Below are 24855 nucleotides of genomic sequence, written 5' to 3' on the forward strand. Positions count from 1 at the left end.
CGCACAAAACTTCTGTCACGCCGAAAAATCGTGCTGCACCCGCGCTCCCCATCTCAGGTAATACAGACTGGCCCCATTCAACAACGGAAAAAAGTGAAGGCGCCATTGGCGCCTTCACGGATAGATAGGGGGATGAATATCCCCTCCATTTGGATTGGTTCGTTGGTGTATTACTGCTTGCCAGCGCCCGATGCTATTGGGCAATGAATCACCATACGCTGGTTATACTCGCTGGCGTAAGCGCTCAACTTGGCATGTATCTCTTGCTGACCGGGCCTTATCACATCGACCAATCCATCCAGATAACGCTTGCCACAGCGCGCCTTGGCCTCTGCCTGCTGCTCGGCTGCAATACCGGGGGCGAATTCTCCCCGCCCGGCTATCACTATCAGGCGGTAATCCTGCCTGGCGAGGTTTGCACTCAGCTCCTGTTCCAGCGTGCTGGCATCGGCCTGACAACCGCCGAGCATGGCAAGCAGTAACAGAGGGACTCCCTTCATGTACGCCTCCGTTGCCAGCCGAACAGCGCCAGAGCCAGCGTCCACAATCCGATCGCCCCGCCACCACCGCCGCCACCTGAAGTCGAGCCACCTTGCACCAGAGGCAATTTAAGGGGACTGATGGCAAAGAAGATATTGTCGCTGCATGCCACTTTCAGCCTGACGCTGCTGGTGAGATCGGCAGGCAACGTTACCGTTGCTGCGCCGTTATTGGGTTGTCCGGCGGCAAGCATTGTCCAGCTTGCACCCTCATCCTGAGTCACCGAGATGTCCACCTTGCTGCAACTGATCGGCGCCACAGTTGTGCCCGCCACATCCCATGCTACGGCCTGACTGGCCCCCGGAGTGAGAGTCACCCCGTAAAACGGGTTGGTGATGCGAAATGCCGCGCCGGTATTGATCACTTGCACTTTCATGTCATCACTGGCAACGCCACCCTGACCATCACGCACCGTCAGTCTGAAATTGAGATCCCGGTTGGTAGTCGGCCAGGCCTCTCCTTTGGCAAGCGTGCCGGAGAGCAGGGATGGCAAACTCGGCAGGATTCGCTCCGGCGATGCCGTGGGAGAGACAAAACGAAACAGCGGCCGGGAGCCATCGTCAATCATGGTGGCGGCACTACTCGATTCAGTACCCAGATCGATCTGCTCCCAGTTGTAGAGCAGAGAATCATTATCCAGATCTCCACCCGCCCCTTTTAACATAAAGGCCGTATTGGCAGGGATCACATAGTCCCCCCCTGCAGCTGCCTGCGGGGCATTATTGCTCAACGCGAGTGTGGTTCCACAAGTCGATACGGTCGCCATGTGCGCACGCATCTGCTCGATGGACTTGCTATGAAAATAGGGGTCGCTGTGAGTCTGGATATTCTCATCACCACAAATACCGGCATAGGCCATGATGGAGTTGCCACTACCTGGCTCATAGGCTTTATTCGCAACCCGGGTACCAGCACCGCAACTCCCGGTAGTGCCGTTGAAGGTATGATCGGCACCAAACTGGTGGCCAATTTCATGAGCCACATAGTCAACGAAGAAGGCGTCTCCCACCGGTGTGGGTGAACCCGACATCCCGCCAGACTTCTGATTGGTGCAGAGCACTGCCAAACCGGCCAGACCACCGCTACCGGTATTGAGTACATGGCCGATATCAAAATTACCGAGCTGCATATTGGTAAAGTAATAAGCCTGTACCCCGATATTGGTCTGCGCATCCGAATTATCATTGGCAAACAAGTCGCTGGCCGGATCGGTAAAGATCAGGTTGTCATTGCCACTGGCCAGCACGAATTCGGCGCCCACATCCCGTTGATAGACCTGATTGACGCGGTTGAGCAAGGTCGCAATCGCCGCCATGGTAAGCGCTTTGGAGCCACCGTGGTATTGGGTAAATTCTCCTGTCGCCGAAATGGCAATGACGTAGCGCTTGCGAACATTGCCATCCACTTGCACCTTGCGCACCAGTTTGCTGAGCTTGGGCCCTATCACCTCATCTGCCGCCTCTTCCAATCGACTATGGGCATCCTGCTGGTAATAGACGGCGTAGCCTTCGGCATTGCGCAGCGGATCGACAAACACCATCCTGCCCTGATGGCTGAACATGGCGTGGAAACCTTGCGGCCCCAGATCGAAGCGCCCCGTCTCTATCGGATGTGCCGGGTTGTGACCCTTGAAGGTGCGGATCTGCGGATACTTGGCGGCGAGATCTGCAGGCAGCAAGTCGTAGGCTTCCAGAGCAAAGGTGACCTCCCCCCCATCGGGCAGCGGCAGGGTCAGCTCACTCGCCCCGGCTTGCAGCCCGGCAAAATAGTCGAGCGGCACCTTGGCCACCCGAAACTGATTGGCCCGCACCTCATAACCTTGCTCCGCAGTCGCTCTGGCGGCTACCGTGCTCCACTCGCTGGCCATCAGGCTGGTTGACCCCAACAAACTGGCCACCACCAGGGCCAATGAACACTTACTGGTCACATGCATCTTTGTCATCCTTGTAGTCATGCACTTTTTTGAACCATTACCGGCATCACTATCCCGCCGAATCAAGAAGCCCGGCGCCACTGTTTCAGCCACTCACCCATGGGGAGTGTTGCGCCAACCCCGTCTAACCCCTATCATTGCGCGGATTTGTCAATTTTAGAACTGCTCCTCTTCACAAAGGTGCGGTTCATCTTTATCTGGCCAAGGTTAATCTCATGCTCAAATCCCCACTGTTGCCCCGTTTCGGGGATCTGGTCGTTGCCATTGTTGACGATGTGCTCGGTCAGGGTCTTACCCTCGACCGCGCCTATGCCCGTCACTTCTCCGGCATCGAACTCAAACCGCAAGAACAGGCAAGGATTGCCCTGGTCACCGGCGACCTGCTGCGCCGTCTCAGCCTCTATTGTTTCCTCACCGGTATTCAGGTGCGTCAGGCCGAAAAGAATGTCTGGCCGCTGCTTCACAGCTGGCACGCATTCCACAAAATTGCCCAGCCCAACCACCCGACCCTGGATCGCTTCAATGAAGAAGCATTCCGCCGCCGTCTGACCGAGGCGAAGAAGAACCCGGTATTGATGGATGGTTGCCCGAGCTGGCTGGAGAAACTGGGCAGCGAGCAGCTGGGTGAAGCCTGGCCTGCCGAGCGTGCAGCCCTGGCCTGGATGCCCAAGCGTTACCTGCGGGTCAACACCCTCAAGTGCACCCGTGATGAGCTGCAGGCCATGCTGGCCAAAGAGCAGGTCACCACAATTCCGGTTGAAGGTGTGGAGACTGCCCTGCAGGTCACCTCCGACGCAGCCCTGTTCCGCACCAAGGCCTTTGCCGATGGTTGCTTCGAACAGCAGGACGCAGGCTCCCAGCTGGTTGCTGCTGCGCTGGAAGTTGCCCCAGGCATGCGCGTTATCGACGCCTGCGCCGGTGCCGGTGGCAAGACCCTGCATATCGCCGCCATGATGCAGGGCAAAGGCCGTCTGCTGGCAATGGATGTGGAAGAGTGGAAGCTGGAGAACCTCAAGCAACGCGCCCGTCGCGCCGGTGCCCACAACGTGGAGACCCGGGTCATCACCAGCAGCAAGACCGTCAAGCGCCTCAAAGAGAGCGCCGACCGTGTACTGCTGGACGTGCCCTGTTCCGGTCTTGGCGTACTCAAGCGCAATCCGGATGCCAAGTGGCGTGATACCGCCGAGCGTCTGCCGGTGCTGGTCGCGCTGCAAGAAGAGATCCTGCAGCGTTACAGCCAGATGGTGAAAGTGGGTGGTCTGCTGGTTTATGCAACCTGCTCCATCCTGCCCGAGGAGAACCGCCAGCAGGTGGACAAGTTCCTCGCCGCCAACGAAAACTTCCGTCTGCGTGACGATCACACCGTGAGCCCGTCCGAGACCGGCTTCGACGGCTTCTACATGGCTCGTATCGAACGGATCGCCTGATCTGCCCGATGACCATATAGACAAAAGCGGCTGCCATTGGCAGCCGCTCTGTTTTGGCTTGCTGACACACTCCCGATGGGGTTACAGCGCAGCAATCGCCTCTATCTCGATCTTCACATCCTTCGGTAACCGAGCCACTTCTACGCAGGAGCGAGCCGGATACATGGCATCGTGCTCGGTGAAGAAGTCGTTGTAGACCTGATTCACCGCAGCAAAGTCGTTCAGATCCGAGACAAACACCGTGGTCTTGAAGATGTTGCGCACCTCGCCGCCTGCCGCCTCGACAATCGCCTGTACGTTTTGCAGGGAGCGCAGGGTCTGCGCTTCGATCCCCTCCGCAACGTCGCCGCTCACCGGGTCCAGCGGGATCTGACCGGAGGTGTAGAGGATGTTGCCAATCCGGGTGGCCTGCACATAGGGGCCGATGGCGCCCGGCGCCGCCTTGGTAGTGATAACCTGTCGCATCTGGTACTTCCTCGTGCTGACAAACAAAAAGTAGGCCCGGAACAAACCTGCTCACTCCGGGCATGAGAGTTACATCATGTTGGTGAAGGTTCTGGAGATGACGTCCTGCTGCTGCTCGCGGGTCAGGGCGTTGAAGCGCACCGCATAACCGGAGACCCGGATGGTCAGGCTGGGGTACTTGTCCGGATTCTCGATGGCATCCAGCAGCATCTCGCGATTCATCACATTGACGTTGAGGTGCTGACCCCCTTCCAAATCCCGCTCATGATGGAAGTAGCCATCCATCAGCCCCACCAGATTGCTCTCGCGATTGGCCGGATCCTTGCCGAGCGCCCCCGGCACGATGGAGAAGGTGTAGGAGATCCCGTCCTTGGCGTATTTGAACGGCAGCTTGGCCACCGAGGCGAGCGAAGCGACCGCCCCATTGCGATCCCGACCGTGCATCGGGTTGGCTCCCGGTGCAAACGGGGCACCGGCGCGGCGGCCATCTGGCGTGTTGCCAGTCTTCTGGCCATACACCACGTTGGAGGTGATGGTCAGGATCGACTGGGTCGGTACCGCATTGCGGTAGGTCGGCAGCCCCTGGATCTTCTTCATGAAGCGCTCGACCAGATCGCAGGCAATGGAGTCGGCCCGCTCGTCGTTGTTGCCGTACTGGGGATACTCCCCCTCAATCACGAAATCGACCGCCAGCCCGTCAGCATCGCGCACCGGCTTGACCCGAGCGTACTTGATGGCCGCCAGCGAATCGACCGCCACCGACAGACCGGCAATGCCGCAGGCCATGGTGCGATAGACGTCGCGATCGTGCAGCGCCATCAGCGAGGCCTCATAGCTGTACTTGTCGTGCATGTAGTGAATAAGGTTGAGCGCGCTGATGTACTGCACCGCCAGCCAATCCATAAAGCAGTCGAGGCTCGCCATGACAGTGGCGTAATCCAGCACTTCGTCCATGATGGGCGCCACTTTCGGGCCAACCTGGATCTTCAGCTTCTCGTCCACGCCACCGTTGATGCAATAGAGCAGGGTCTTGGCGAGGTTGGCGCGGGCACCGAAGAACTGCATCTGCTTGCCGATCACCATGGGGCTCACGCAGCAGGCGATGGCGTAGTCATCGCTCTCGAAGTCGGTGCGCATCAGATCATCGTTCTCATACTGCAGGGATGAGGTATCGATGGAGACGCGGGCCGCATAGGTCTTGAAGGCCCGCGGCAATCCTTCCGCCCAGAGGATGGTGAGGTTGGGCTCGGGCGCCGGCCCCATGGTCTTGAGGGTGTGGAGATAACGGAAGGAGTTCTTGGTCACCAGAGTACGACCATCCAGCCCCATGCCACCGATCACCTCGGTCGCCCAGATGGGGTCGCCGGAGAAGAGGGAGTCAAACTCGGGGGTGCGCAGGAAACGCACCATGCGGATCTTCATGATGAAGTGATCGACCAGCTCCTGGGCATCCTGCTCGCTGATAAGCCCCGCCTTCAGATCCCGTTCGATATAGATGTCGAGGAAGGTGGCGGTACGACCGAGGGACATGGCCCCGCCATTTTGCGACTTCACCGCCGCCAGATAGGCAAAGTAGAGCCACTGGACTGCCTGCTGGGCAGTGCGTGCCGGCCCGGAGATATCGAAGCCGTAGTTGGCCGCCATCTGCTTGATCTGCACCAGTGCCCGCTTGTGCTCGGCCAGCTCCTCGCGCTGGCGGATCACCTGCTCCAGCTGCTCTCCCCGCTCGAGCGCCGGTTGCAGATCGGCAAACTGCAACTCCCGCTCACGGATTAGATAATCTATGCCATAGAGCGTGACCCGACGATAATCTCCAATAATGCGACCACGGCCGTAACCATCCGGTAAACCGGTCAAAATCCCTGATTTTCGGCAGCGCAACATCTCGGGAGAGTAGACGTCGAACACGCCCTGGTTATGGGTTTTGCGCAATTCGCTGAAGGTATATTCAAATTCGGGATCCATCTCCCGGCCATATGCTTCAAAAGAGCTGCGGATCATATTTACTCCGCCAAATGGATGCAGTGCTCTTTTAAGGGGCTTGTCGGTTTGCAGGCCAACAATCTTTTCCAACCCCTGCTCGATATAACCGGGTCCGTGGGCAGTAATGGTCGTGGCAATATTGGTATCAAAATCGACCGGCGCGTGGGTGGCATTCTCGATGCGGATCCCATCCATCACCTTATTCCACAAGGTGGTGGTCGCCTCGGTGGCATCAGCCAGAAACTGTTCATCGCCTTCATAGGGGGTGTAGTTCTGCTGGATAAAATCACGGACGTTGATCTCGTGCTTCCAGTTTTCACCGGCAAACCCTTGCCATGCCTGGCGGAATTTATCCTGATCCAATTGCATATCAACTTTCATCAAATAAACCTCATTCACTACTCATGACACTACAGTGGAAGATGTCAGACGCACTCGGTCTGACGAACTAGCTGCCCCAGACGAATGGCATCCAGCGCGATCATTTTCTCTTCATTGGTGGGAATAACTGCCGCCAGTACCATGGACTCGGCCGCCGAAATCACCCGGCAGCCCTCGCTATTGGGACGCTGGTTAAACGGCTCGCTAATCGCTACGCCAAATACCTGAAGCCGTTCGCATACCAGCTTTCTGATAAAGGCCGAGTTCTCGCCGATCCCGCCGGTGAAAATAACGGCATCCAGCCGGCGCAATGAGGTGGCATGGCCACCGATATGGCGGGCAATACGATGGACAAAAGCGTGAATGGCCAGTTTCGCGCCGGGATGTCCTTCGTGATAGGCAGCTTCCAATACCCGCATATCGGAGGAGAGCCCCGAAATACCCAGCAGACCGGACTGCTTGTTCAATACCCGCTCGATATCCTCGATGGATTGCCCCGTCTTGCTGGCGATATAGGCCAGCGCGCCAAAATCGATATCGCCGCTGCGGCTGCCCATGATCAACCCCTCCAGCGGCGTCATCCCCATCGAGGTATCGACACTCTTGCCATCCTGCACCGCGCAAATAGAGGCGCCATTGCCCAGATGGGCGATGACCAGACCAGCATGCAGCTCATCCAGCCCCATAAATACGCAAGCCTGCTCGGCGACATAGCGATGGGAGGTGCCATGGAAGCCATAGCGGCGCACGCCGTAATCCTGCAGATATTGGTAAGGCAGCCCATAGATATAGGCTTCCGGCTTCAGGGTCTGGTGAAAACCGGTATCAAATACCGCTATTTGTGGCCGGTTGGGAAATAGCTGGCGGGCGGCCATCACGCCGCTTAAATTGGCGTGATTGTGCAGGGGTGCCAAGGGTGACACCTGCTTGATTTTGGCCAATACATGTTCATCAATGATCACGGCTTCACTAAATTCACTACCACCATGAGCAATTCGATGACCAACCAGTGCAATGGCATCCAGCAGCTCCCGTTTTTTCAATTCCGCCGCGATGGCAGCCAATGCACAGGTGTGGTTATTTTCAGGTAATGACATTGCGGGCTCTTTACCCACTTGCAATTGGGGATGGGCTGTATCAATACCATCAGCCATACCGGATATCACCACCTCACAGGATTGACTATCCAGTACCGAGAATTTGACCGACGAAGAGCCACAATTGATAACCAGAACCAACGAATCAAACTTCATTACATCGCCTCGAGATTAATAGTGTCGAGTCACTGCAGTCAGGGCATTTCGCCCTAAACAGAAAGTCAAAAAACGGCAAGCCTTACCCAGGGCCCACATAATTGTGGCCAACGAAGAACCGGTTATTGCTCATGTCTGACTGCACCATCCAGACCCCGCCAGGGGGGCCTGAATGGTTGATGACTTGCAGAAAAGGTTTTCAGAACAGCTTGGAAACTATATTCAGGATGGTCAGCACACCGATGATGGTGACAAACAGGTTGCTGGCCTGACCTTTATATTTTGCAAGTGCCGGTGTCTTGCTCACCGCATACATCGGCAGCAGACAGAGCAGGGAAGCGATGATTGGCGCCCCCATTGCCTCAATCAGGTCGAGGATGTTGGGGTTCACATAAGCGACCAGCCAGGTCGAACCCATGATGAACAACATACTGACCATATTGAGTTTTTTACTGGAAACCTTGCTCTTGTCGCCCTGGTAGCCAAAGCGGAGGATAAGGCCGTTCAACCCTTCCAGCGTCCCCAGATAGTGGCCAAAGAAGGATTTGAAGATGGCAACCAGCGCAATGATGGACGCCGCATACTCCAAAGTGGTGGCAAACGCAGACTTGCTGCCCGTCATTGAGGAGAAGTGATTGGCCAGATAGGAGAGCACCGGAATGTTCTGGGCTTTGGCTTCCGCCATATTTTGCGGTGACAGGGTAAAGAGGCAGCTGAAGGCAAAGAACATCACCACGGCCACCATCAGCATGCTGGCACCGGAGATAATCTTCGAGCAGCGCTTCTCGGTAAAATCACGCCCGAACTCCTGCTCATACTCTTCTCGTTTGGAGACAATGAAAGAGGAGACAATCGGCGAGAAGTTGAAGGAGAAGACCATGATGGAGATCCCCAGCCAGACGGTAACCAGAATACCATCGTGACCAAACATCGATATCTCGCTCAGATTGACCTGATCAAAGACGGCACTGTTCCAGTACGGGACGAGGGAGAGAGAGATAACGACCAGACTGGCAATAAAGGGAAAGACCAGATAGCTCATCACCTTGACCATCAGATCTTTACCGAAGTAGATCACGAATGCCATCAACATCAACAATGCCAGTGCAACCACACCTCGATTAAGCGGAACCCACTGTAGTTGATGCTCCCAAAATGCCATAAAGGTATTGGTGATCGTCACACCATATATCCACAGCAGTGGGCAGATGGCAAAGAAATAGAGGAAGGTAATTACCACTCCACCCATCTTGCCAAAATGTTCTTCAACGGTCTCGGTAATATTTGCCGATGGATTACTGCCAGAAAGACATAATCTGGCCAACGCCCTGTGGCAATAAAATGCAATGGGGTAAGCCAGCACCAGCATGATTAATATTGGGATCAGGCCACCATATCCGGCCCGGATTGGAAAGAACAAGACCCCCGCCCCGATAGCAGTACCGAACAGACCTAATCCCCATGTGGTATCCGATTTACGCCATGCACGCGTATTCTCTTTACTGCCGGTGACAACACTGTCTAATATCATGACTGCATTCCTTACAGGCTAAATTGACGAGTATTGTTCTGTTCGATAATTTCGGCGATCCGGGTCAGATCAATATTGCCCCCCGAAATAATGCTGACGGTCTTTTTACCTTCGACATAATGTTTCAGCTTGCCACTGAGCAGCGCTGCCGAGGCCAGAGCTCCCGCCCCTTCGGTAATCACCTTGTTGCGCTGAATAAGGTCAACCATGCTATGACGAATATCATCCTCGGTGACCAGTACAATATCATCCACCAATTGTTTGACGATTTCGAAGGTCAGTGAACCGGGTCTTGCCACATCACAGCCATCGGCCAGCGTGCTGCTGGTTCTGTGATTGGTCATGGTACCGGCATAGAAAGAGGCCGCCATACCGTGCACATTCTCGGATTGCACACCAATCACCTTGATGGTCGGATTAATAGATTTGATAGCCATGGCAACACCGGCAATCAAACCACCGCCACCGATCGGCACTATGATGTTATCGACATCATACAAATCTTCGATAATTTCCAGGCCAATGGTGCCCTGGCCGGCAATCACTTTTGCATCGTCGAAGGGGGGGATAAATACGCGGCCTTCCATCTCCACGATTTCGCTGACTTTGGCAATGGTGTCATTGAAGCTATTTCCATGGAGGATCACTTTGGCTGAATAGTCACTGGTTGCAGCAATTTTTGATTTGGGGGCACAGCAAGGCATGACCACCTTGGCATCAATTCCCAGCATAGCGCTGGAGAGTGATACACCTTGGGCATGATTACCCGCCGAGCAGGCGACAACACCTTTTTGTCGGTCTTCCAGACTTAATGAACTGAGCTTGTTGAAGGCGCCACGAATTTTAAAAGAGCCTGTACGTTGCATGTTTTCAAGCTTGAGGTAAACCTCGCCATGGCAACGTTCGCTGATGTAGTTAGAGGGTAGTTGCGCGGTCTTGTATATATGATTGGTCAGTCTTTTTTGGGCTTCAGTAATATCATGAAGACCAATGGGCAGATTGCTATACATCTTCATCGCAAATCTCTTTTTATTTATTAATTTGTAGGGTTTTATTTCACAGGGCGAAGCGATACTAGGTTCTATCACTTGCAATTAATGTGAGCATAAACACAAAAAAATCTATAAAGAGACTGTGTTACGGTGAAATTATCAAAAAATGTGATGACAGCAACACTTGAATCCAAATGGATTAAAAAAAGTAATCAGATATTGGAAAATAATATAATTAACAACTCCAAAACAAAGCCGTAAAGATTAGATTTTTCAGGGCAATTGCGTTGCTTTTTGCAACCGACAATCAGTTGCTTGCCTGCCAGAACCGGGACAATAAAAAAGGGAGCCTATAAGGCTCCCTCTCGACAACACAGAACCGATTACTCGGCAGCAGCATCATCTTTCTTGTACTTGGCAGCAGTCTCTTTGAGCAGAGCCTGCAACTCGCCAGCCTGGAACATCTCGATCATGATGTCACAGCCACCGATCAGCTCACCTTCAACCCACAGTTGGGGGAAGGTCGGCCAGTTGGCGAATTTTGGCAATTCGGCGCGGATATCCGGATTTTGCAGGATATCAACGTATGCAAACGGCTCGCCGCAGGACATCAGAGCCTGGGAGGCCTGGGCAGAGAAGCCACAGCTGGGTAGCTTGGGGGAGCCCTTCATGTAGATGATGATGGGGTTGTCAGCCAGCTGCTGCTTAATCTTTTCAATAGTTTCCATAGGTGCCTCACTAGAGCGATTTCGGCGGCCATTCTACTGCAATCTTGCCCGAGCACAAACTGACAAAGGGGTGACCCGGCTCGAATTGTGCAAAGAACCCACACAGGATTGATCGCGATCATGGCGCCAATCAAGAGTTGTTAGGCCATCTTTGATACTGCTACAATCCCTTGGCTTTGGGCTACCCAGCCCCATCATTTTAAAAACAACTCTTTTCACATATAGAAAAGAGTACGCAATGTCTTGCAACCGTCGCCTTCGCACGGTCCAGCCAATGGAGAGTAGAAAATGGCATTCGAACTTCCCGCTCTGCCCTATGCAATCAACGCTCTGGAACCGCACATCTCCCAGGAAACTCTGGAATATCACCACGGCAAGCACCACAACACCTACGTGGTCAACCTGAACAATCTGGTGCCGGGTACCGAGTTTGAAGGCAAGTCTCTGGAAGAGATCATCAAGACCTCCAACGGCGGCATCTTCAATAACGCCGCCCAGATCTGGAACCACACCTTCTACTGGCACTGCCTCTCCCCGAATGGCGGTGGCGAGCCGACTGGCGCCCTGGCTGATGCCATCAACAAGGCATTCGGCTCCTTCGCCGAGTTCAAAGATGCCTTCACCAAATCAGCCATCGGCAACTTCGGTTCCAGCTGGACTTGGCTGGTGAAGAAAGCTGACGGCTCTCTGGCTATCGTCAACACCTCCAACGCTGGCTGCCCGCTGACTGAAGCCGGTACCACCCCGCTGCTGACCGTTGACCTGTGGGAGCACGCCTACTACATCGACTTCCGCAACCTGCGTCCGAAGTACATGGAAACCTTCTGGGCTCTGGTTAACTGGGAATTCGTGGCCAAGAATCTGGCTGCCTAATCAGCCTCGCTTGCCAAAACGCCCCGCACTGCGGGGCGTTTTTTTATCTCGATATGGCTGCGAAAATGAATAAGGCGCCCACAGGCGCCTTTTACATATCGAGATAGCCCGTTTACTGGTCCAGCTCGTCCATATATTCATCCAGATTGGCATCGTCGGCCTGCTCTTGCTGAGACGCTTTCAGCTCGGTCTGCTTGCCCGTCACCTTGCCCTGGTTATATTGCAGGTAGAAATCCTTGGTCAGCGCATAAGGATCGAGGGAGTTGTCGATGATCCGCTCCTGATCGATAAGCTTGGCACGTGTGCCCAAGCCATCCAGTGCCCAGTGTGCAACCTTCATCGGGAAGGTTAACAGGGCATAGGGGAAGTAGAAGCTGTCAATCGCATCACCAACCAGCTCCCGGGTAGTAGTCGGGCCGTAGACAGGCACCATGATGTAGGCACCATTACCGATATCGGCCCTGCCCAGCACGGTGTCCATCTCCAGCTTGTTGCGCTCGAGGCCGGCATGTTTGGCCACATCGAAGATACCCAGCAGACCGACCGTGGTGTTGAGGGTAAAGCGCCCCAGGTTGGTGCCCGCCCCCTTCAAATCACCGGTGATCAGATGGTTCACCATGCTGCTTGGCTCATCAAAGTTGGCAACAAAGTTGGCAATGCCATCCTTTACCCCTACCGGAATGTAGCGGGCATAGGCATGTACCACAGGACGTGCCACATAGGGTTCCAGCACATCATAGTTGACCGCCCACATGGCCCGGTTGGCCCCTTGGAAGGGATCGCGCGGATCGGCCGCCGTACTGGTGGCACCCGGATTATTCATGCCGGGATTGAGATCCAGACTCTCTGGGCCAGGCTTGGGTGGGCCACCGGCACAGCCAGCCAGCAAGAGGGCTGCCAGTATGGCCCCTGAACGAAGATACATATGATTGTCCTGACGTTTTATTTTGATTTATCAGAAGTATAGATAACCCGGCTCCTATCCAGGAGCCGGGTTATCCAAAGGCATATTAGAGGGCGTGATCGATGCGTATGTCAATCGGAGCAGCAGGGATCTCGGCCGTCTTGACCGGCACGGATACCCCTTCGAAGGCTCCTTCCTTGTTCATCACATTGCCACCGCGCGATAGACGTGCCTTGAACTGCAGCTCCGGATAGGCCGCCAGTTTGCTGCCTTCCATCATGGCATCGCCATCCCCGAGTGACAGGGTAACTGGCAGGGTTGGCCTTGCGATACGCTTCACGGCGATGGGCATGGGCGGCCCGTTGGGCACCACAGCAAAGACGAAGAGATGGGCATCTTCCGGCATCTGAATGCCCGCCGCCAACGTGACGTGGATGGGGAATTCCCCCTCCTTCACCGCCAGCGGTTTTCCCTCAGCTTCGCCCGCGTTGGCTGCGCCTGAATTCGTCACCTCGATGCCGCGCTGTTTAAGCTGCGCGCGGGCATACTCCATGGAGCGCTCGACCATCACGTAACGGGGAGTGCCTTTCTCCATCAGTGGCAACATCGCCTGCCAGCGAGCCAGCGCGGTCTGGAAGTCCTCTTTTTGCAGCGCCATAAAGGCATAGACGGAACGCGCTTCAATATTGTCCGGATCCTGCGCGATAGCAGCCTGCAACAGGGCATCCGCTTGCACCTCATCCCCCGTCATCATCAGCGCCTGCGCATAGGGCACCGCCACCAGCGACTTCTGGGGAGCCAGCGTGTAGGCCCGCTCCAGCGCCTCGTTGGCCATCTCGGGATCATTTCCATCCAGCGCCAAGCGTCCCAGCAGCAGCCAGCCGCGGTAGTCGTTCGGTTCATCCTTGAGGCGGGTACGCAGTGCCAGCGTGAAATCCAGCAGATCCTGCTCGGTCACCTGGGCATCGCGTTCCACCAGAATGCGGTTGCTCAGCTCGCCAAGACGGCTGCTGGCATCTTGCCAGCGACTCACCTCTTGCCAGGAGCCCAACTTGTAGTAGAGCCCCAGACTCACCACCAACAGCACCAGCACACCCGGGATCCAGATCAGACTCTTGCCACTGCGGGCAGTCTGCTCCACATCGGGAATATCATCCAAGAGGCTTCGTTGCAGCTCGACCAGCGAGTCAGACTCCTCAGCTAGGACACCCTGCTCGCGCTCTTCGCCAATCTCCAGCAGCCGCTGGCGATAGAGCTGTTTGTTGAGCGCCGAGCGACTGATGCTCTGTTTGCCTTCACCACGCCACAGCGGCACGACGAGCGCCAGACTCACCAGCACCAGCAAGCCCGCAATCACTATCCAAAAAGCGGTCATTGTTTCTCTTCCTCTTTGAGCAGCTCGGCCAGTCGGCGCTGCTCCTCCTCGCTCAAGGCGTTATCCAGTTGTTTTTTCACCGCTGGGGGCCGGCGGCTGCGCATCACGACCACGGCGCCACCGATCAGGATCACCAGCAGCGGGCCGAGCCAGAGGATCAGGGTGGAGGCCATCAGGGGCGGGTTATAGAGGATAAAGTTGCCGTAGCGGGCCACCATGTAATCCACGATCTCCTCTTTATCCTTACCCTCGCGCACCATCTGGTAGGTCTTGTCGCGCAAGTCCTTAGCCAGCCCCGCATTGGAGTCGGCGATATCCTGGTTCTGACACTTGGGGCAACGCAGCTCCTTGGTCAGTTCGCGAAAGACCTGCTCCTGATTGTCGTTGTCGAAGGTGTAGACATCGATAGCGGCCATGGCCGGCGCTTGCACCACCCATCCCAGCAACAGCAGCAGGGAAGCAATAAATACTCTCATCAAGACTCCCCTCACTTCATGGCATCAAAGATGGGTTTGAGGGTCGACGCCCAGTTCTCGGGGTTGATATCCCCCACGTGGCGATACCGGATGATCCCCTTGCTGTCGATAAAGAAGGTCTCCGGCGCGCCGTATACCCCGAGATCCAGCCCCAGCATGCCGTCCGGATCATAGAGGTTGACCTGATAGGGGTTGCCCAGCTCAGCCAGCCACTTGATCGCCTTGTCGCGCTCATCCTTGTAGTTCATGCCGATGATGGGAATGCCCTGCCCCGCCAGTTGCTTGAGGTAGGTGTGCTCGCCATAGCAGGTCGGGCACCAGGTGGCCCAGACGTTGAGCAGCATGGGGCGACCGGTCAGGATACTGCGATCGTGCTGCTTGTTCAGATCGTAAATGTCCTGCAGGGTGAACACCGGCACCTCTTTACCCACCATCACGGACTCCAGCTTGGTGGGATCGGAGTAGAGCCCCTTGAACAGGAACACCGCCCCCAGCAAAAAGACGATAAAGGGGATTAAAAACAACCAGGTCTTTTTGTTCATGCCTTGGCCTCCTCCTCACGACGGCCGAAACGGTAACGCTTGTCCAGCATCGCCAGCACGCCACCAATGGCCATAAAGACGCCGCCGAACCAGATCCAGCGCACGAACGGCTTGTAGTAGATCCGCACCGCCCAGGCTCCGTTGTCGAGCTGTTCCCCCAGCGCCGCATAGAGATCGCGGGTGATACCGGCATCGATGGCCGCTTCGGTCATCGGCATCCGGGTCACCTTGTACATCCGCTTCTCGGGCTTGAGCAGGGCGACCTGCTTGCCATTGCGGTGCACTTCCAGCACGCCCTTGAAGCCATCGTAGTTGGGGCCGTTCTTCTCCTTGATCCCGGCAAAGACGAACTCGTAATCGGCAAAGTGCACCCGATCACCCGCCTGCATTCGCAGATCCTTTTCGATACTGTAGTTCTGGGTGCAGGCGATACCTATGATGCTGACTGCCAGCCCCACATGGCCGAGGATCATGGCCCAGTGGCTGTTGCCAAGCTTGCGCACACCGACTGCAAAGCTGTGCTTGTGGGTCGCTCGCGCCCAGGTCTCCTGCACGCTGGTGACGATGATCCAGGCGCCCAGACCAATCCCTACCGCCGCCCACGGCTTGAAGGTTTCGGCAAAGAGCTGCGGCAACAGCAAGGCTGCGGCCAGACTCAGCACCAGTGCCACGACCACCTTACTTTTGAGTTCCCCCAGCTCCTGACGACGCCAGCGAAACAGCGGGCCAACCCCCAGCAGCAGGGCAAACGGGATGATCAGCCAGCTGTATATGTGGTTAAAGAAGGGAGTACCGATAGAGATGCTCCCCAGCCCCAGCTCCTTGTGCACCAGCGGCAGCAAGGTACCGAGCAGCACGGTCAGCAGACCCGCCACCAGCATGATGTTGTTGCAAAGCAACAGGGTCTCGCGGCTCCACAGCTCGTGTTTGCCGTGGCTCTTCACCTGCGAGCCTTTAAAGGCAAACAGCAGCAAGGATGAGCCGATCACCGCCAGCAGGAAGCCGAGAATAAACAGACCGCGGGTCGGATCGGAGGCAAACGCATGGACCGACACCAACACGCCGGAGCGTACCAGGAAGGTACCCAGCAGGCTCAGCGAGAAGGCAGAGAGGGCCAGCAGCACGGTCCACGCCTTGAAGGTGGCGCGCTTCTCGCTCACCGCCAGCGAGTGCAGCAGAGCGGTACCCGCCAGCCAGGGCATAAACGAGGCGTTTTCTACCGGATCCCAGAACCACCAGCCGCCCCAACCGAGCTCGTAGTAGGCCCACCAAGAGCCGAGCACTATGCCCAGGGTCAGGAATACCCAGGCAGCCATGGTCCAGGGGCGCGACCAGCGAGCCCAGGTCGCATCGAGACGGCCGGTCATCAGCGAAGCAATGGCAAAAGCAAACGCCACCGAGAAACCCACATAACCCATGTAGAGCATCGGCGGATGGAAGATAAGACCCGGATCCTGCAGCAGCGGATTGAGGTCACGACCATCTACCGGGAAATAGGGCAAGGTGCGGGTGAAGGGATCGGAGGTGAACAACACGAAGGCAGTGAAGCCGACCGAGATCAGCCCCAGCACACCGAGTACCCGCGCGACAGCATCAAGCGGCAGACGCCGACTGAACATGGCTACCGCCGCGGTCCAGCCACCCAGGGTCAGTACCCACAGCAGCAGGGAGCCTTCGTGGGCACCCCATACGGCGGAAATGCGATAGGCGAGCGGCAGCAGGCTATTGGAGTTAGTGGCCACATACTGCACGGTGAAGTCATTATCGATAAAAGCCCAGGTCAGGCAGAGAAACGACAGCAGCAGCAACAAGAACTGGGCATAGGCGAGCGGACGGGCCGCCGACATCACGCCAAGACGCCCCCAGCTGGCGCCCAGTAGTGGGTAGCTCCCCAGCAGCAGGGCGGTGGCAAAGGCCAGGATCAGCGCAAACTGACCTAATTCCGGGATCATGAAGGCATTCCTTTCAATTGAACGGTGACAACAGCCGCACCACGCACGGCAGGCAAAGCGGAAAAGGCACACACCACAGGGATCACTGCTTGGCTCCCTTCAACTGCGCCTCGGTATACTCCGGCTTGAAGTGCATACCGTTGGTGGCATCGGCCACTTCCGGCGGCATGTAGTTCTCATCGTGCTTGGCCAGCACCTCGAACGCCTCTACGGTCGTGGCATCCTTGAGGGTGCCCTGGGCAACAATCCCCTGCCCTTCACGGAACAAGTCCGGCAGGATGCCGTCAAACTCGACCTTCACCAGATGACCGCCGTTATCCACCAGCTTGAAGGCAACCTTGAGGCTCTGGGGATCCCGCTGTACCGATCCCGGCACGACCAATCCACCGATGCGTAGGCGCTGCCCCTCTTCCGGCTTGATCTTGTCCGGCCCCTTCCCCTCCACCAGCTCGCTCGGGGTGTAGAAGAGGTCGATATTCTGACTGAGTGCGTAGAGCACCAGCCCGCTGACGGTCGCCAGACCCAGGGTGATGGCGAGAATGATGGTGAGGCGTTTTTTGCGTCTCGGATTCATAGGGTGTTCTCCATCTGCTGGGCCACCTTGCGACGGGCCTCACGCGCCTGCTTGCTGCGCAACTCACCGAGCAGGCTGCGGGTTTTCATGCGGGTAGAAATGATGATGCCGACCAGACACACCAACGTCAGGCCAAAAGAGAGCCAGACATAGAAGGCGTAACCGCCCATCGCCATAAAATCACTGAAAGAGGCAAAGTGCATGCTTACTTCTCCTGCTCTGCAATCTCTTTGACCCAGGGGCGATGCCACTCCCGCATCAGGAGTTCATTGCGAAAACGCATCAGGGTCAGGGCCCCGAGAAACGCGGCAAACGCCAGGATCATGATCAGCAGCGGCCAGAGCATCTCGGGTGAAATGGAAGGTTTGTCAAATTTGGTGATGGTGGCCCCCTGATGCAAGGTGTTCCACCACTCCACCGAGTAGTGAATGATGGGCAGGTTGATCACCCCAACCAGTGCCAGAATGCCGGCCGCACGGCCAGCGACCACCTTGTCGCTGAAGGCGTTGTAGAGGGCAATCACGCCGAGGTAGAGAAACAGCAGGATCAGTTCAGAGGTGAGCCGCGCATCCCACACCCACCAGGTTCCCCACATCGGCTTGCCCCAGGCGGCACCGGTAAAGAGGGCAATAAAGGTAAATACGGCGCCGACCGGCGCAATGGCTGCAACCGTCATGTCCGCCATCCGCAATTGCCACACCAGGCCGATAAAGGCGGCCACCGCCATGGTGGAGTAGGCTCCCATGGAGAGAATGGCGGAAGGCACGTGGATATAGATGATCCGGAACGAATCTCCCTGCTGGTAATCCGCTGGCGCAAACGCGAGGCCCCAGACAGTACCGATCACAAACGAGAGCAGACTAATCACCGCAAACCAGGGCAACAGCGTGCCTGCCAGCTGATAGGCACGCTCCGGTTTGGCATAAGGGTGCAACCATTTCCACATAGCTCACAAAACCTTTTTGTTATTAATCGTTTGGCGAGGCCTACCATACCGACCACGGGGCAGCATCAAATACCCCGAAAGCAATAAGCGGCACTCTCCTTGATCCATCGCAACATTATTTTTTGCAAAAAGACTCCGTTCGGAGCCAAATTCGGTTCAGCTCACAGCCATCAGTTGAGACTGACCCGCAACGCCGCCGACACAGCCAGCGGCGTCAGTGTCAAAGCCCCCACCAGCATGGCGGCCAGAATGGCAAGCTGCCCGCCATAGGGCAAGCTCATCCCCGCGGCATCGATGGCTGAGGTGGCAAAAATCAGTACCGGAATATAGAGCGGCAGGATCAGCAGACTGAGCAGCACCCCGCCTTTGCGCAGTCCCACCGTCAACGCGACTCCGACCGCGCCGAGCAGACTCAATACCGGAGTGCCCAGTGCCAGCGTCGCGACGACAGCCAGATAGGTGTTCATATCCAGCGACAGCAAAATCGCCAGCAAGGGAGAGATCAGCAGCAGCGGCAAGCCGGTCAGCAGCCAGTGAGCGACCACTTTCGCCAGCGCCAGCAAGCTCAGCGGATGAGGCATCAGCATCATCTGCTCCAGCGCGCCATCGGCAAAGTCGTCGCGAAACAGCCGCTCCAGCGACAACATGGCCGCCAATAGCGCCGCCACCCAGATGATCCCCGGGGCAATACGGGCCAGCAGTTTGGGCTCCGGGCCAATCCCTAACGGAAACAGGGTGATGACGATGAGGAAAAACCAGAGCGGGTTGAGAATATCGGAACGCTGGCGCAGAGCCATCAGCAGTTCACGGTGAATAAGGTGCATAACAGCGCGCAACATGGCGTTACTCCTGCAATGTCGAGGCGAAGGGGGTCAACGAGATAGTCTTCAGCCGTCCCTGCATCAGGGTCAGATCCTGATGGGTGGTGAGGATCACCATGCCGCCCCGCTCGGCGTGGGCCAGAAAGAGCTGTTCGAGCACCTTGACCCCCTGCTTGTCGATGGCGGTAAAGGGCTCATCGAGGATCCAGAGTGCCGGTTTCTGTGACAGCCAGAGTCTGGCCAGAGCCACCCGGCGTTGCTGGCCGGCAGAGAGTTGCCCGGTCGGGTTCTCTTCAAATCCGGCCAGCCCTACCCGGGCCAATATCTGCCACAAGTCAGTCTCTGTTTGCTGCGGGTGATGTAACTGCTGGTAGAACTTCAGGTTTTCAAAAGGGGTCAGCGCCGCTTTGACACCGGGCTGATGGCCGAGATAGAGCAGATTGGCATGATACTCATCACGACAGTGACGAATATTCTCCCCATTCCAGCACACCTCACCGGCAAATGGCTGCGACAGCCCGGTCAACAACCGCAACAGGCTGGTCTTGCCGACCCCGTTGGGCCCTTCAATTTGCACCAGATCGCCGGGCGCAACAGAGAAAGAGAGGTGTTCAAACAGAGTGCGATCTTCACGCACGCAGCTCAGATTGTTAACTTGAAGCAGCATGGGGATTTTTTCAGAGAAAATGAAGCGGTCTGCATCTTAACACAGTATTGGAATACGTCTTTTCAAAGATGCAACAATTGAACTGACTGGCGACCGGGATCACAAAGAAAATGCGGTAGAAACCATCCGCTCAACGCAGCTGAGGGGCAAGCGGCTGCACGCCATAAAATTCAGGAAGGCAATTGCCTTCCTGAATCATCAAGAGCGACCTTTTCGCAACGATATCAAGAGCTCAGCCTCTGCCTTTGGCAACTCGCACTCACTCATGACTTCATCAAGATCGGCGCCCAGTTCGACCATCTTTGCCGCTCGGCTGTAGAGCCTGCGTTCGGGATCCTGCATGGTCAGCTCTTGCTGGCGCTCATTGACCTGCTGCATCGCCCCTTCCACCGACTGCAGACGCTGCCCCATGCCAATGGCGCCGGTATGGAGTTCCATCATCTGCTTGCGCAAGCTTTCCAACTGACCTTGCAGGGTTGCCACACTGGCCTCGGACTCCTGCTTGCTGCGCTTGCTCTTGAACCAGATATAAGAGGCAAACGCCAAGGCAATCAGGGACATCCCCAAGGCAACCATCTCGATTATCAAAACATCACCTTACTTATCAGAGGGAACCGATATCTTCCCACTCTTCATCGGAGAGCAGCTTGTTCAAGTCAACCAGGATCAGCAGTTGCCCATCGCGGTTGCTCACCCCCTGAATAAACTTGGCGCTCTCTTCAGTACCGACCGCAGGTGCCGCATCGATCTCGGAAGAGCGCAGATAAACCACTTCAGCCACACTGTCGACCATGATGCCGATCACCTGCTTCTCGGCCTCAATGATCACAATCCGGGAGTTTTCACTCACATCACCGGAAGGCAGACCGAAACGGGAACGGGTATCGATGACAGTCACCACATTGCCACGCAGGTTGATGATCCCCAGTACGTACTCAGGCGCACCCGGCACCGGTGCAATTTCGGTGTAGCGCAACACCTCCTGAACCTGCATCACATTGATGCCGTAGGTTTCGTTTTCCAGTTGGAAGGTTACCCATTGCAGCACTTCATCTTCGGCCAGATTCTGTGCAATATTGCGCTTTTCTGTCATGTTTTTATTCCTTTTATGAAAACGTCTACTGCTAAAACTAGCAATAAAACAGCTCGATTGCAGAAGTTATCAGCGACCTTCTATGTTAACCCCACGCTCCAGCAACAGGAGCAGTTCGCGGACGTGTAACAGGGCACACATTTTTTCTTTGACCATGCCCGCCAACCAGGGGCGCTTGCCCTCCTGATGGCGCCATTTCACCTGGTCACGGTGTAACAATTCAGTCCCTTTGAGATGGTGGCAGGCTAATCCCCACGGCGATTCACCAAGCATAATCAAATACTTGTAATCATCCATCTCGAGATGCTGACCCGGCATGACCCACTGGGCAGTATCGACCACATTCATCTTCTGCTCGCGGGAGGTCATGATCCCCTTGTACCAGCCAGGCTGGCCAAACAGGGAGGTGATCTCGCCCAGCTGATGAATACCACCCAGCTCGGTCAACGGCACCGCAAACGTCACGCCCGCGACTTCAAAGAAAAGGGCCTGAAACTCTTTACCGGTATCGATATTTTCCCAAGCAACCGGTTCACTGGCCTCTACCGGAGCAACCTCCAGCGCCGTTTCGGTCAGGATAGTAGTATGGGGCTCCGCAATCTCGGGAAGCAGAACCTCCTCAGGCCATTCAGGCTCCACCGGCAGCAGTGATTCCTCTGCCACAATCTCCAGCGGTGCGGTGAGAGTCGCTTCCTGGGTGAAGGCGTCATTCTCAAACTGGACTTGTCCCACCTGAGCCAATAGCTCACCAAGTTGGGCAAGCCGTGGATCGCTTTCGAGGTAAGGTGCGGCAACTACCTCGGGGACGCTTTGGGGCTGACGTTGCAACTGTAAAACAGGGGCAGATTGAACCTCTTCCACCTCATCCAGCACCAGTGGCTCATCGAGCAGCAGGGAGTGGAAATAGTCATCCATCGCCCGAACTTGAATGGTATCTCTCATACCGTTACCTCATGAACCCGTTGCAGCTCAAGGGCATCAAGATGGTTGAGCAGCGTTTCATATGCATAGGTTCCACGACTCCCGGGAGAATAGATAGACGGGGGGATATGCAGCAAGCTGGCATCCCGAAACTTGGTATCAATAGGGATCACCGCATTCCACACTGAATCTCCATATTGATCCTTGATCGACTTCAAGGTCATCAGAGAGGCACGGGTGCGCTTGTCGAACATGGTCGGGATCACGGTATAACGGAACTTGTCACGCTTGGAACGCTGCATGATCTCGAATGTTTTCATCATCCGCTCCAACCCCTTGAGGGCCAGAAATTCTGTCTGGACAGGCACCAGAATGCGATCGCAGGCAGCCAGCGCGTTGACCATCATCACCCCCAGTACTGGCGGGCAATCGATCAGCACGTAATCATATTGATCCTGAATGCGCAGCAGTGCCCGCTTCAGTACCAGTCCCATCCCCTCACGATTGCCCATCACCCGATCAAGGGTTGCCAAGGTAATAGATGCTGGCAATAAGTTGATATTTTCGAACTTGGTCTTGAGCGTCAGTTTATTGACAAGCTCGGCTGTCGGTTTGACAGCTTGAAACAACTCATAGAGGGTTCCATCCAGGCGATCTGAATCAAAATCAAGATATGCAGTCAGCGAAGCATGGGGGTCGGTATCAATCAACAGCACCCGCTGGCCACGCTGGGCCAGGATCCCCGCAAGCGAGACCACTGTGGTGGTTTTACCCACACCACCTTTCTGGTTGGCAACCGTCCAAACAATCACTGTATCAATCCTGCCTTGTTGTTATGCGTATGCCACCACCGGGCAAGGTGATCACCTTTATCTCTCCTGCATCCACCGCCTGCTGTACAGCTGGAACCGGTTCAGCAACTACCGTCGGTGTTGTAACCACAGGTGCCGGCGGCACCCAGGCAAATTTGGAGATAGCGACCACAACCTTGCGATTCTGCAGTCTGCCCTGCTCGCTGCTGTTGTCAGCAAAGGGGGAAAACTCGCCATATGCCTCGAACGCCAGACGCTGAGGGGCGATCCCATCGGCAATCAAGCCATTGAGTACCGCCTCGGCCCGAGCAGCAGAAAGCGCCCAGTTAGAACGATAAATTTCATTATTTATCTGTTGGTTATCGGTATAACCCCGAACCCTTACATAGTTATCGACCGGTTTGAGAATACTTGAAAGAGTATTAATGACCGGTGCTGCGTTTGGTCCCAAAAAGGCACTGCCGCTGCCAAACAACAAGCCGGAACTGAGTTCAACCGTCAGCCAGTTCTCATCCTGCGTCAGTTTGACGATACCGGCATCCACCAGCGAGCCCATGCTCTGTTGCAACTGCATATCGAGTTCTGCAAGTGTCGCGCCATCTTGCAGCACTGGCACACCAGAAATGGGAGCAAGTGAAGGAGAGGAGGATGCTGGACTTTCCAGCAACGATGGAGAGGCAGATACCGGGTTATCCAGCAAGGAATTATCCTGCCCTTCGAGCAAGCCATTGCCGCCAGACTGCATGACACTGAACGCCTGGCTCATACCATCAATCACCGCGCGATACTTGTCCTTGTTCACCAGCGCAACAGAGTAGAGCACCACGAACAATGCAAAGATCAGCGTCATATAATCGGCATAGGAGACCAGCCAACGGTCAAGATGCTCGCGACCCTGCAAGTGCAACCGATAGCGCTTGCGCATGGCTACTCTCCTTTCAAATAGGCCCTGAGCCGGCGTTCAACCTGCAAGCCGTTTTCACCATGAGCGATAGCCAGCAGCCCTTCCAGGGTCATCTCCTGAAAGAGTGCATAGTGGTAGTGAAATGCGCGTAGCCGATTGGCGATAGGCAGGTAGATGAGGTTGGCAAACCCCACTCCATATATGGTCGCCACAAATGCCACTGCGATACCCGCCCCCAGCGCTGACGGGTCTTCGAGATGAAACATGGCCTGGATCAGGCCCAGCACGGCACCGATGATCCCGATGGTCGGACTGTACCCCCCCATGGCTTCAAATACCCTGGCGGCATGTTCATTACGCTCCTGCTCGATATCGATGTCCGCTTCCAGCAGCATACGGATATCCTCTGTGGATACCCCATCGACAATCATGCCGAGCCCTTGACGGGTAAAGTTATCCTCCTCCTGCTCGGCCTGATTTTCAAGGGCAAGCAGCCCTTGCTGGCGCGCAAAGACGGCCCATGACTGCAACCGTTCGGCCTGCACCGCGAGATCCTGGCGGGGAGGGGTAAAAATCCATAACAGCTGGCGCAACGCCAGCAAGATGTACTTGGCTGGAGTCTGCAACGTGACGGCACCGACGGTACCGCCCAGCACGATCAAAAAAGCAGGGCCGTCCACCAGCGTCAACAGGGAGCCGCCATGCCACAGTTGGGCAATGGCAATAGCCCCCAATGCCAGGAGCAGACCGAGCAAGCCCATG

The 24855-nt window shown here is 56.0% G+C and carries 26 protein-coding genes; 2 read left to right on the plus strand and 24 right to left on the minus strand.

Annotated elements, in window-relative coordinates; genetic code table 11:
• Window positions 1–170 precede the first annotated feature (170 nt).
• Together AB5Y73_RS20520 and AB5Y73_RS20525 are read right to left on the minus strand one after the other, a co-directional pair.
• Window positions 171–500 (minus strand): hypothetical protein, encoded by a 330-nt coding sequence (locus AB5Y73_RS20520; protein ID WP_107683687.1) that lies wholly within the window; start codon window positions 498–500, stop codon window positions 171–173.
• Window positions 497–2473, minus strand: a complete 1977-nt coding sequence (locus AB5Y73_RS20525) for a reprolysin-like metallopeptidase (RefSeq protein WP_265781910.1) — start codon at window positions 2471–2473, stop codon at window positions 497–499. Before AB5Y73_RS20525 ends, AB5Y73_RS20520 begins: the two co-directional genes overlap by 4 nt.
• Window positions 2474–2688: 215 nt before the next feature.
• Between AB5Y73_RS20525 and AB5Y73_RS20530 the strand changes: the two genes are divergently transcribed.
• Complete coding sequence (locus AB5Y73_RS20530; RefSeq protein ID WP_047434271.1) at window positions 2689–3900, plus strand: RsmB/NOP family class I SAM-dependent RNA methyltransferase; 1212 nt, start codon at window positions 2689–2691, stop codon at window positions 3898–3900.
• Window positions 3901–3981: 81 nt separating this feature from the next.
• On the opposite strand, the gene AB5Y73_RS20535 is transcribed toward AB5Y73_RS20530, so the two are convergent.
• From AB5Y73_RS20535 to AB5Y73_RS20560, 6 genes are all read right to left on the minus strand, one after another.
• Window positions 3982–4365 (minus strand): RidA family protein, encoded by a 384-nt coding sequence (locus tag AB5Y73_RS20535; RefSeq protein ID WP_076494278.1) that lies wholly within the window; start codon window positions 4363–4365, stop codon window positions 3982–3984.
• 69 nt (window positions 4366–4434) lie between these two features.
• Window positions 4435–6729, minus strand: a complete 2295-nt coding sequence (gene pflB, locus AB5Y73_RS20540) for a formate C-acetyltransferase (RefSeq protein ID WP_107683685.1) — start codon at window positions 6727–6729, stop codon at window positions 4435–4437.
• Between the two features lie 44 nt (window positions 6730–6773).
• Window positions 6774–7982: a propionate kinase gene (gene tdcD / locus AB5Y73_RS20545; protein WP_181497142.1), complete on the minus strand. Its 1209-nt coding sequence runs from the start codon at window positions 7980–7982 to the stop codon at window positions 6774–6776.
• Window positions 7983–8181: 199 nt separating this feature from the next.
• Window positions 8182–9513 (minus strand): threonine/serine transporter TdcC, encoded by a 1332-nt coding sequence (tdcC, locus tag AB5Y73_RS20550; protein WP_107683683.1) that lies wholly within the window; start codon window positions 9511–9513, stop codon window positions 8182–8184.
• An 11-nt stretch (window positions 9514–9524) separates the two neighbouring features.
• A complete protein-coding gene (gene tdcB / locus AB5Y73_RS20555; protein WP_107683682.1) occupies window positions 9525–10529 on the minus strand; it encodes a bifunctional threonine ammonia-lyase/L-serine ammonia-lyase TdcB in 1005 nt (334 codons plus the stop codon).
• Window positions 10530–10888: 359 nt separating this feature from the next.
• Entirely contained in the window at window positions 10889–11233 is a 345-nt protein-coding gene (locus tag AB5Y73_RS20560) for a Grx4 family monothiol glutaredoxin (protein ID WP_107683681.1), read from the minus strand.
• 288 nt (window positions 11234–11521) lie between these two features.
• Between AB5Y73_RS20560 and sodB the strand changes: the two genes are divergently transcribed.
• On the plus strand, window positions 11522–12106 hold the full coding sequence (sodB, locus tag AB5Y73_RS20565; RefSeq protein ID WP_005334664.1) for a superoxide dismutase [Fe]: 585 nt from the start codon (window positions 11522–11524) through the stop codon (window positions 12104–12106).
• A 112-nt stretch (window positions 12107–12218) separates the two neighbouring features.
• Here sodB and AB5Y73_RS20570 read toward each other — a convergent pair whose 3' ends face one another.
• The 16 genes from AB5Y73_RS20570 to AB5Y73_RS20645 form a co-directional block, all read right to left on the minus strand.
• Entirely contained in the window at window positions 12219–13031 is an 813-nt protein-coding gene (locus tag AB5Y73_RS20570; protein ID WP_005334673.1) for a VacJ family lipoprotein, read from the minus strand.
• 85 nt (window positions 13032–13116) lie between these two features.
• The gene (gene ccmI, locus AB5Y73_RS20575; protein WP_107683680.1) at window positions 13117–14385 is read right to left on the minus strand and encodes a c-type cytochrome biogenesis protein CcmI; all 1269 of its coding nucleotides are present in this window, start codon (window positions 14383–14385) and stop codon (window positions 13117–13119) included.
• Window positions 14382–14861: a cytochrome c-type biogenesis protein gene (locus tag AB5Y73_RS20580; RefSeq protein ID WP_017788562.1), complete on the minus strand. Its 480-nt coding sequence runs from the start codon at window positions 14859–14861 to the stop codon at window positions 14382–14384. Before AB5Y73_RS20580 ends, ccmI begins: the two co-directional genes overlap by 4 nt.
• 11 nt (window positions 14862–14872) lie before the next feature.
• A complete protein-coding gene (locus AB5Y73_RS20585) occupies window positions 14873–15403 on the minus strand; it encodes a DsbE family thiol:disulfide interchange protein (RefSeq protein WP_005353655.1) in 531 nt (176 codons plus the stop codon).
• A complete protein-coding gene (locus AB5Y73_RS20590; RefSeq protein WP_279499442.1) occupies window positions 15400–17355 on the minus strand; it encodes a heme lyase CcmF/NrfE family subunit in 1956 nt (651 codons plus the stop codon). The genes AB5Y73_RS20585 and AB5Y73_RS20590 overlap by 4 nt, the downstream gene beginning before the upstream one ends.
• Before the next feature lie 82 nt (window positions 17356–17437).
• The gene (ccmE, locus tag AB5Y73_RS20595) at window positions 17438–17929 is read right to left on the minus strand and encodes a cytochrome c maturation protein CcmE (protein WP_005334685.1); all 492 of its coding nucleotides are present in this window, start codon (window positions 17927–17929) and stop codon (window positions 17438–17440) included.
• Window positions 17926–18132 carry a heme exporter protein CcmD gene (gene ccmD, locus AB5Y73_RS20600; protein ID WP_107683678.1) on the minus strand — a complete coding sequence of 69 codons (207 nt, stop codon included), beginning with the start codon at window positions 18130–18132 and terminating at the stop codon, window positions 17926–17928. The genes ccmE and ccmD overlap by 4 nt, the downstream gene beginning before the upstream one ends.
• Window positions 18133–18134: 2 nt before the next feature.
• Window positions 18135–18875: a heme ABC transporter permease gene (locus AB5Y73_RS20605; RefSeq protein ID WP_005334687.1), complete on the minus strand. Its 741-nt coding sequence runs from the start codon at window positions 18873–18875 to the stop codon at window positions 18135–18137.
• Window positions 18876–19045: 170 nt separating this feature from the next.
• On the minus strand, window positions 19046–19714 hold the full coding sequence (gene ccmB, locus AB5Y73_RS20610; RefSeq protein WP_064335791.1) for a heme exporter protein CcmB: 669 nt from the start codon (window positions 19712–19714) through the stop codon (window positions 19046–19048).
• A gap of 4 nt (window positions 19715–19718) precedes the next feature.
• Window positions 19719–20363: a cytochrome c biogenesis heme-transporting ATPase CcmA gene (gene ccmA / locus AB5Y73_RS20615; RefSeq protein WP_005353659.1), complete on the minus strand. Its 645-nt coding sequence runs from the start codon at window positions 20361–20363 to the stop codon at window positions 19719–19721.
• A gap of 198 nt (window positions 20364–20561) precedes the next feature.
• Window positions 20562–20939 (minus strand): DUF2802 domain-containing protein, encoded by a 378-nt coding sequence (locus tag AB5Y73_RS20620; RefSeq protein WP_005334692.1) that lies wholly within the window; start codon window positions 20937–20939, stop codon window positions 20562–20564.
• 28 nt (window positions 20940–20967) lie between these two features.
• A complete protein-coding gene (locus AB5Y73_RS20625) occupies window positions 20968–21456 on the minus strand; it encodes a chemotaxis protein CheW (protein WP_005298836.1) in 489 nt (162 codons plus the stop codon).
• Window positions 21457–21525: 69 nt separating this feature from the next.
• Window positions 21526–22398 carry a chemotaxis protein CheW gene (locus AB5Y73_RS20630; protein WP_107683677.1) on the minus strand — a complete coding sequence of 291 codons (873 nt, stop codon included), beginning with the start codon at window positions 22396–22398 and terminating at the stop codon, window positions 21526–21528.
• Window positions 22395–23189, minus strand: coding sequence for a ParA family protein (locus AB5Y73_RS20635; protein WP_107683676.1), 795 nt, complete (start codon window positions 23187–23189; stop codon window positions 22395–22397). Before AB5Y73_RS20635 ends, AB5Y73_RS20630 begins: the two co-directional genes overlap by 4 nt.
• 4 nt (window positions 23190–23193) lie before the next feature.
• Window positions 23194–24114, minus strand: a complete 921-nt coding sequence (locus AB5Y73_RS20640; RefSeq protein WP_107683675.1) for a flagellar motor protein MotB — start codon at window positions 24112–24114, stop codon at window positions 23194–23196.
• 2 nt (window positions 24115–24116) lie between these two features.
• Window positions 24117–24854 carry a flagellar motor protein gene (locus AB5Y73_RS20645; RefSeq protein WP_047434323.1) on the minus strand — a complete coding sequence of 246 codons (738 nt, stop codon included), beginning with the start codon at window positions 24852–24854 and terminating at the stop codon, window positions 24117–24119.
• Window position 24855: the final 1 nt, after the last annotated feature.

The organism is Aeromonas sp. s7(2024), assembly GCF_040907825.1.
GTDB classification, from domain to species: Bacteria; Pseudomonadota; Gammaproteobacteria; order Enterobacterales; family Aeromonadaceae; genus Aeromonas; species Aeromonas veronii.